Origin of the sequence: Streptomyces sp. NPDC006385 (assembly GCF_040612485.1) — a bacterium.
Classification (GTDB): domain Bacteria; phylum Actinomycetota; class Actinomycetes; order Streptomycetales; family Streptomycetaceae; genus Streptomyces.
Genome location: NZ_JBEXQG010000016.1, coordinates 145,871 through 152,911, shown reverse-complemented (window position 1 = coordinate 152,911; position 7,041 = coordinate 145,871). Strand labels below are relative to the sequence as shown.

Annotated in this window: 7 protein-coding genes; 3 read left to right on the top strand and 4 right to left on the bottom strand. The window is 69.8% G+C overall.

What is annotated here, in order from left to right:
* The first annotated feature begins 629 nt into the window (after window positions 1-629).
* Together ABZ078_RS15720 and ABZ078_RS15715 are read left to right on the top strand one after the other, a co-directional pair.
* A complete protein-coding gene (locus ABZ078_RS15720; protein ID WP_356575499.1) occupies window positions 630-1,880 on the top strand; it encodes a helix-turn-helix domain-containing protein in 1,251 nt (416 codons plus the stop codon).
* Between the two features lie 396 nt (window positions 1,881-2,276).
* Window positions 2,277-2,537: a hypothetical protein gene (locus tag ABZ078_RS15715; protein WP_356575497.1), complete on the top strand. Its 261-nt coding sequence runs from the start codon at window positions 2,277-2,279 to the stop codon at window positions 2,535-2,537.
* 86 nt (window positions 2,538-2,623) lie between these two features.
* Here the strand turns inward: ABZ078_RS15715 and msrA are convergent, their stop codons facing one another.
* Together msrA and ABZ078_RS15705 are read right to left on the bottom strand one after the other, a co-directional pair.
* The gene (gene msrA / locus ABZ078_RS15710) at window positions 2,624-3,289 is read right to left on the bottom strand and encodes a peptide-methionine (S)-S-oxide reductase MsrA (protein WP_356575495.1); all 666 of its coding nucleotides are present in this window, start codon (window positions 3,287-3,289) and stop codon (window positions 2,624-2,626) included.
* Between the two features lie 199 nt (window positions 3,290-3,488).
* The gene (locus ABZ078_RS15705; protein ID WP_356575493.1) at window positions 3,489-4,607 is read right to left on the bottom strand and encodes a hypothetical protein; all 1,119 of its coding nucleotides are present in this window, start codon (window positions 4,605-4,607) and stop codon (window positions 3,489-3,491) included.
* Between the two features lie 167 nt (window positions 4,608-4,774).
* Here ABZ078_RS15705 and ABZ078_RS15700 point away from each other — a divergent pair, with 167 nt between their 5' ends.
* A complete protein-coding gene (locus ABZ078_RS15700; RefSeq protein ID WP_356575491.1) occupies window positions 4,775-5,929 on the top strand; it encodes a cystathionine gamma-synthase in 1,155 nt (384 codons plus the stop codon).
* A gap of 31 nt (window positions 5,930-5,960) precedes the next feature.
* On the opposite strand, the gene ABZ078_RS15695 is transcribed toward ABZ078_RS15700, so the two are convergent.
* Together ABZ078_RS15695 and ABZ078_RS15690 are read right to left on the bottom strand one after the other, a co-directional pair.
* On the bottom strand, window positions 5,961-6,209 hold the full coding sequence (locus ABZ078_RS15695; protein ID WP_356575489.1) for a hypothetical protein: 249 nt from the start codon (window positions 6,207-6,209) through the stop codon (window positions 5,961-5,963).
* Window positions 6,206-6,718: a sigma factor-like helix-turn-helix DNA-binding protein gene (locus ABZ078_RS15690; protein WP_356575487.1), complete on the bottom strand. Its 513-nt coding sequence runs from the start codon at window positions 6,716-6,718 to the stop codon at window positions 6,206-6,208. Before ABZ078_RS15690 ends, ABZ078_RS15695 begins: the two co-directional genes overlap by 4 nt.
* Window positions 6,719-7,041 lie beyond the last annotated feature (323 nt).

Here is a 7,041-nt window from a genome sequence, read left to right as displayed (position 1 = left end):
GGGGCGGCTTGCCGCACCCCGGCCCGGCATGCGGCCTTCGGCCGGTCCGGTCCGGGGCGCCGCCGCCCCGGCGCACACCGGACGAGCCCGGATGCGCAACCAGATCCAGCACAGCCCACCTCGCCCACTCCGCTCCCATGGGCTGTGGCCGGTGGCTCACGGCCTCCAGCAGCTCAGCCACCGCCACGGGCCACGCCCCCGGCACCAGCCAGCCCAAGAGCCCGCCTTTCGCGGCATGAGGCAGCCCGCAACCGTCCCGAGGGGGCCAGTCGGGGTTCACCCCCCCCTGTGGCTGGGGCCGACGGCCTACGAGGCTTTTAGGCAGCCACCATGGGGCGAGCCTCGAAGAACAGGGGGCCGATCGGGCTATTGCGGGCAGGTCCCAAAGACTGCCCGATCCGCAGGGCAGCGTAAGGCCCCCTGTTCACTCGCCCCATGGCAGCTCCCGCCCAAAAGCCTCTACGGCCGGCGGCGTGCCCACCTGCGGTGGTACGGCACTGCCCGCTCAGACAGGACGATCGCAGTTCCCCGGCAACGAGCCGGGGGTACCGTTCTGATGTCGATGCAGAACGGAGGCCAGCGGTGCCCCCGTAGCCTGACAGTGACGAGCTGTAGAGAGGGGCAAAGCCGTGTCTCCAGACGCTACTCCGGACCCGTTCACTGAGCCGGTTGCCTTTGGCCAGCGCATGCAGATCCTGCGGACCCGTCGCGGCATGAGCCGTGGCGTCCTGGCTGGCCTACTCGGGAAGTCTCCGAGCTGGGTCAAGCAAGTCGAAGGCGGGCGGCTCCAAATGCCCAAGCTCCCTGTGGTGTTGCGCATCGCGGAAGCTTTGAGAGTCCGAGATCTTTCCGATCTCACCGGTGATCAGTCAATGGCCGTCCACTTGTTCACCGGTCCCGGTCATGCTCGTCTTCCCCAGGTGCGCTCGGCAATCAATACGTACCCTCTGACAACGCAGCGAGAGGCGCCACCTCAGGCACATCTGCGGGAGCGCCTTGCCCGTGCGTGGAGCGCCCGCCATTCCGCACCAAATCACCGGGATGTCATCGGGGCTCTCTTGCCTGATCTCATTCGCGACGCACAACTTGCCGTACTGCAAGCCGATTCAGCTGCCGAGCGACGAACGGCTCAAGCGGTCCTGTCCCAGGTCTATAGCTTGAGCCAGTTCTTCATTGCCTACCAACCGGATTCATCGCTGTTGTGGCGCATCGTAGAGCGAGGGATGGTCTCCGCACAGGAGTCTGAAGACCCGCACACTCTCGGTGTTGCGGCATGGCTGGCAACACAGGCTCACCGAGACAGCGGGGCAGCTCATTTCGATGCGGCAGACGCGGTGAATCTCGAAACGCTCCGGTACTTGGAACCCCTCTTGACCGACGCGACTGACGACGTACTCGCTATTTTCGGAGCGCTCCAATTCGAGGCCGGCTACACGGCTGCTCGTCGAGGTGACACGGGGACTGCGTGGCGATACTGGGACACCGCACGGGCAATGGCCGATCGCTTGCCCGCTGACTATTACCACCCAGTGACATCGTTCTCGAAAGCTGTCATGGGTGCGCACGCCGTCACGATCGCAGTCGAACTACACGCGGGCACGGAAAGCGTTCGGCAAGCCGCTGCTGCGGACACCACCACAATCCCCTCCCGCCCCCGGCGTGCCCGGCATCGCATCGAAGAGGCACGCGGATATCAGCTCGACGGACAGATCGAAGCTGCACTTGCCACCCTTGATAAGGCGTATGAGGCCGCGCCGGAGACCATCCGTTACAACGGCTACGCTCGGCGCATCATCTTGGAGGAGGCAGAGTCGAAGAACCCGACTCAGCGTCGGCGGGCAAGTGAACTGGCAGTGAAGGTAGGCGTGTTGGCGTCCTGACGTGGGGGCACAAAGTGTGCCCCCACCCCCTTCCCACGGGCCATACGGTCACTCATCGGCTGACCGTCAGAAAACCCCCGCGACCGTGCGACCGGCCCGGGGGCGTGGCCACCAACCGGAAAGGGTTGACGACAGTGCCCAAAGCTACAACCAGAACCCTCGCGCTGTGCCAGCAGGCGGGGGCGAGCGGATGACCTTGCCCAACACCTATCCGGGTCCGCCCGTTGAACTTCCGCTGAGGCTCGACGGTGACCCGAATCCTGCGGCGGACTGCGACGTGTGCCAAGCATTGAGCGAGCAGCGTTCGGAAGCACACGCGAAGCGCGACATGTCCAAGGTCTCGGACTGCAACATCGAGATCCGGAACCACCCGCACAGGGGCATGGGGTGGCGCTCATGATGCCGATGGAGATCTACAGGAGCAGCAAGAAGGCCGCTGCTGACGCGCACGAGGCGCTGTTCCAGGCGCTACTGGCGATCGGGATTCCGAGGCGGGATCTTGTCAGGCTGGCTCCGCGTGTGGCGCCGGACGGCCGTCCGATGGTGGCCATGGGCACGTGGAACGCCGATGTGGTGCAAAAGGTGGCGGCGCATCTGATGGCGTCGCCCGCGCGCGTCGGGACGACGCCGGACGGGCTTGTCGTGGCCGATCAGTGACGCGAGACGACTGAACCGAAGGACCGCGCTCGACACGCAAACGCCCCCGGTTCGGGCCGGGGGCGTCTTTACGTGCGGTGAGAAGGTCACTCTCCCGCAGGGGCTACCCCGATCGGGCAAGAAACCCCGGTCCCGCCCAGTCCGCAGTACCCGTTAATGTTGCGCGAAAGGTACTGCTGGTGATAGCCCTCGGCCGGATAGAAGGTCCGCCCCTCCGCCGGAAGGATCTCCGTCGTGACGGTGCCGTAGCCGGAGCCCGTCAGGACCTTCTGGTAGGACTCGCGGGAGGTCTCGGCGGTCTTCGCCTGCCCGGGGGTGTGCGTGTAGATCGCCGAGCGGTACTGGGTGCCGACGTCGTTGCCCTGACGGAAGCCCTGCGTGGGGTCGTGGGACTCCCAGAAGGTCTTCAGGAGGCGTTCGTACGAGATCACGCTCGGGTCGTAGACCACGCGGACGGCCTCCGTGTGGCCGGTCAGGCCCGAGCAGACCTCCTCGTAGGTGGGGTTCTCGGTGTAGCCGCCCTGGTAGCCGACCAGCGTCGTCCACACGCCCGCCGGGAGCTGCCAGAACTTGCGCTCGGCGCCCCAGAAGCAGCCCAGGCCGAAGTCGGCGATCTCCAGGCCCTCGGGGTAGGGGCCGAGGAGCGGGTTGCCGAGGACCGTGTGGCGGTCGGGGACCGTGAAGGCCGGTTCCGGACGGCCCTTCAGCGCCTGCTCGGGGGTGGGCAGGACGGGCGTACGACCGAAGAGCATGACGGTTCCTTCCTCACGGGCCTCGCGACCCGGGGCGACGGCTGCGGTACATCGGCGGGGGCACACCCCACCGGGCGGTACCCCCTTCAACGTACGGCCGCGTCCTCGGATTCCGCCGCGTCCCCGCACCATGTGCGCCGCGCTGGGCCGGCCGGAACTGCCCGATCGCGGCCTCGTACCGCTCGTTGTGGCGTGCGGCTCAGTGGGGGAGGGTCGCCGGGCTGCCGCCGTTCGCCTCGTAACCCGCCACCGCCAGCGCGCGGTAGACCGCGAACTCCGCCGCGGGGTCGGCGGACAGGGTCCAGGGCAGGGCGCCGACGTGGCCGTCGACGTGTATCAGCTGGTTCATGGCCTCCGCCCAGCGCTCGCCGCGGACCAGGAAGAAGATGAGCAGGTGCCGTACATGCGCCAGCATCGGGTCGTCGGGGCGGGCGGCGTGCACCGCGTACAGCGCGCCATGGATGGCCTTCGTCACGACCTCGCTCTGGTAGAAGCCGCTGACCAGGTTCACCTCGGGCAGGTGCTCGAAGACCGCGAACAGCGGCATGGCGGCGAGCAGGGAGCCCTGAGGCGCGCGGGCCGCCGCCGCTTCCGCGAAGTCGTACGCCAGCGCGCGCGAGCCGTGCCACTTCTCGCACCAGTAGTGCAGGGCCGCCAGGTGCGCGCCCATGTGGGCCGGGGCGCGGTCCAGGATCTTCAGCCAGAGCTGCTCGAACTCCGGGCGGGTATAGGCCAGCCCACGGGCCACCGACAGCTCGATGATGTACGGGATCGGGTCACCGGGGGCGAGCAGCGCGGCATCGGCACACGCCGACTTCGCCTCCTCCATGATGATCCGGAACTCGTCCGTCCCCGGTGTCGCCGTGCGCCACGCCTGCTGCACCAGGAACTCCGCGTGCACGGCCGCCCCGCCCGCGTCCTTGGGCTGCTCGGTCCGCCACACCCGCAGCCACTGCCCGCCCGGCGCCTCACTGACTCCGCCCGGCCGCTGCTGCAACTCCAGCGACGCGGCGCCGGCGAAGGCCTGCACCCGCTGCCAGCGCAGCTCGCCCTCCGCCTCCGTGCCGGCCAGCAGCTGCGAGGCGGCGCGGTAGTCCTGGGTGCGCTGCACCAGGTCCAGCACGTCCAGCAGGTCCTGGTCGGGGCCCGGCATGCGGACGTCCAGCTCCTCCTGCCGTGCGAAGCCGTAGTTCGCCGGGTCCGCGGCGTCCGGGTGGCCCGGCGAGACCTGCTCGATCATGCCCCGCCTGCGCCTCATGAACGGCACCAGCACAAAGCCGATCATGAGCAGCGCGATCAGGACCCAGAGAATCTCCATGCCTCCAGCGTTCCAGACGCCGCGGACAATTGGCCAACGAGGGCGGCCGGCCTGTGGAAAACTCCCCGCTCCCGGTCCCCGCTCCGGGTCCCCGCTCCCGGTCCCGGACCCCGCTGGAAACCCCGTCGCCCGGCATCCGCCCCGTTCGCGCACTACGCTCGGTGCCCATGAGCGACAGGCACATCAGTCAGCACTTCGAGACCCTCGCGATCCACGCGGGCAACACCGCCGATCCCCTGACCGGCGCGGTCGTCCCGCCGATCTACCAGGTCTCGACCTACAAGCAGGACGGCGTCGGCGGCCTGCGCGGCGGCTACGAGTACAGCCGCAGCGCCAACCCGACCAGGACCGCCCTGGAAGAGAACCTCGCCGCCCTGGAGGGCGGTCGTCGCGGCCTCGCGTTCGCGTCGGGACTGGCGGCCGAGGACTGCCTGTTGCGTACGCTGCTCAGCCCCGGCGACCACGTGGTCATCCCCAACGACGCCTACGGTGGCACGTTCCGCCTCTTCGCCAAGGTCGTCTCCCGGTGGGGCGTGGAGTGGTCGGTCGCCGACACCAGCGACCCGTCCGCCGTACGGGCCGCCATCACCCCGAAGACCAAGGTCGTCTGGGTGGAGACCCCCTCCAACCCGCTGCTCGGCATCACCGACATCGCGGCCGTCGCCCAGATCGCCCGGGACGCGGGCGCGAAGCTCGTCGTCGACAACACCTTCGCCACGCCGTACCTCCAGCAGCCGCTGTCCCTCGGCGCGGACGTCGTGGTGCACTCCCTGACCAAGTACATGGGCGGCCACTCGGACGTCGTCGGCGGCGCCCTGATCGTCAGCGACGCGGACCTCGGCGAGGAACTGACCTTCCACCAGAACGCGATGGGCGCCGTCGCCGGGCCGTTCGACTCCTGGCTGGTGCTGCGCGGCACCAAGACGCTCTCGGTGCGCATGGACCGGCACAGCGAGAACGCCACGAAGATCGCCGACATGCTCAGCCGGCACGCGCGCGTGACGCGCGTGCTGTACCCGGGGCTGCCCGAGCACCCCGGCCACGAGGTCGCCGCCAAGCAGATGAAGACGTTCGGCGGCATGGTCTCCTTCCAGGTCAGCGGCGGCGAGGAGGCGGCCGTCGAGGTCTGCGACCGCGCCAAGGTGTTCACGCTCGGCGAGTCCCTGGGCGGTGTGGAGTCCCTCATCGAGCATCCGGGCCGTATGACCCACGCCTCCGCGGCCGGCTCCGCCCTCGAAGTCCCCGCCGACCTCGTACGCCTCTCCGTGGGCATCGAGAACGTCGACGACCTCCTGGAGGACCTCCAGCAGGCGCTGGGCTAGTCCCGGCCCCGCGCTGCCGCCCAGGAAGGGCTCACCAGCCCGTCAGTGGTGGAGTCGTCTCGGACGGCGGCTCCACCCACGGGCGGACTGTCAGCGCCCACACCACGAACGCCACCGTCGCGGCGAACAGCAGCAGCCACATCAGGCGTACGGCGGCCGTCCTGCGGCGCAGCATGCGGCCACCGCGCCGCACGACCTCCGCGTACAGCTCCGGCGGCACCGGCGGCGGCGTGCCCTCCATGATCCGCCGTGCGGCCGCTTCCCGTTGGCTGCGATTCACGGCGACACCGCCTTCGCTCCCAGTACGGCCCGTGCGGGCCCCCGTCGCGGATGCAGCAGGGTCGCCGTCGCCCGGTCGCAGACCACATGGACGCGCTCCGTGGGCAGACCGAGCAGCGCCGCCACCTGCTCCTCGGCGACGCCCTCGTACAGCCGCAGGACCAGGATGAGGCGCTCCTGCGGTGAGAGCCCGGCGAGCGGACCGTCGGGGCGCGGGCGGGACCGGCCGAGGGCGGCCAGGCCGCCGTACTGGTGCCAGGCGGCCCGTGAGAAGCGGGTGGCCAGGTACTGGCGGGCGCGGTCGTACGGGTCCTCGCCGCGCAGCCGGTCCCAGCACGCGTACGTGTGCGCGAGGGAGAGCGTCAGCAGGCGCCGCGCGCGCGGGTTGTCATCCGGCGGCTCCGCGGTGAGCAGCGTGGCGGCATGCAGCAGCCGCCCCGCCGCGCCCGCGACGAACGCCTCGAACTCCCGGGCCCGGCGGGCGTCCTGGACCGCACGCCGTCGTCCCACCGCCCCTCCCGCCTGAACACGCCCTGCGGAACCGGGCCCCGGCCACGTGCGTGGCGCGTCGCTCGCGCTCGAATCGCGCGAAGAAGAAGGCCCGGTTTCATATGAGGCCAGCGACGGCCCAAGGTCAAGACTTGCGCCCCGATCAGCGACCGAGGGGGCAGGGGACCAAGGGATCAAGGATCAAGGGACCAGGGTCTCGGGGGACCAAGGGAACGAGGGACCAGGGGAACGAGGGGCCAGGGGATAAGGGGGCTGCCACTCCCGCGCATGGCGCCCGACCGACCCGGCCGTCCCGCGCCGCGTACCGACCGCCCGCAGGCACG

Excerpts from the sequence above, each read along its gene's own strand:
- ABZ078_RS15715 (WP_356575497.1), top strand. The coding sequence starts at position 2,277 with ATGATGCCGATGGAGATCTACAGGAGCAGCAAGAAGGCCGCTGCTGAC.
- msrA (WP_356575495.1), bottom strand. The coding sequence starts at position 3,289 with ATGCTCTTCGGTCGTACGCCCGTCCTGCCCACCCCCGAGCAGGCGCTG.
- ABZ078_RS15705 (WP_356575493.1), bottom strand. The coding sequence starts at position 4,607 with ATGGAGATTCTCTGGGTCCTGATCGCGCTGCTCATGATCGGCTTTGTG.
- ABZ078_RS15700 (WP_356575491.1), top strand. The coding sequence starts at position 4,775 with ATGAGCGACAGGCACATCAGTCAGCACTTCGAGACCCTCGCGATCCAC.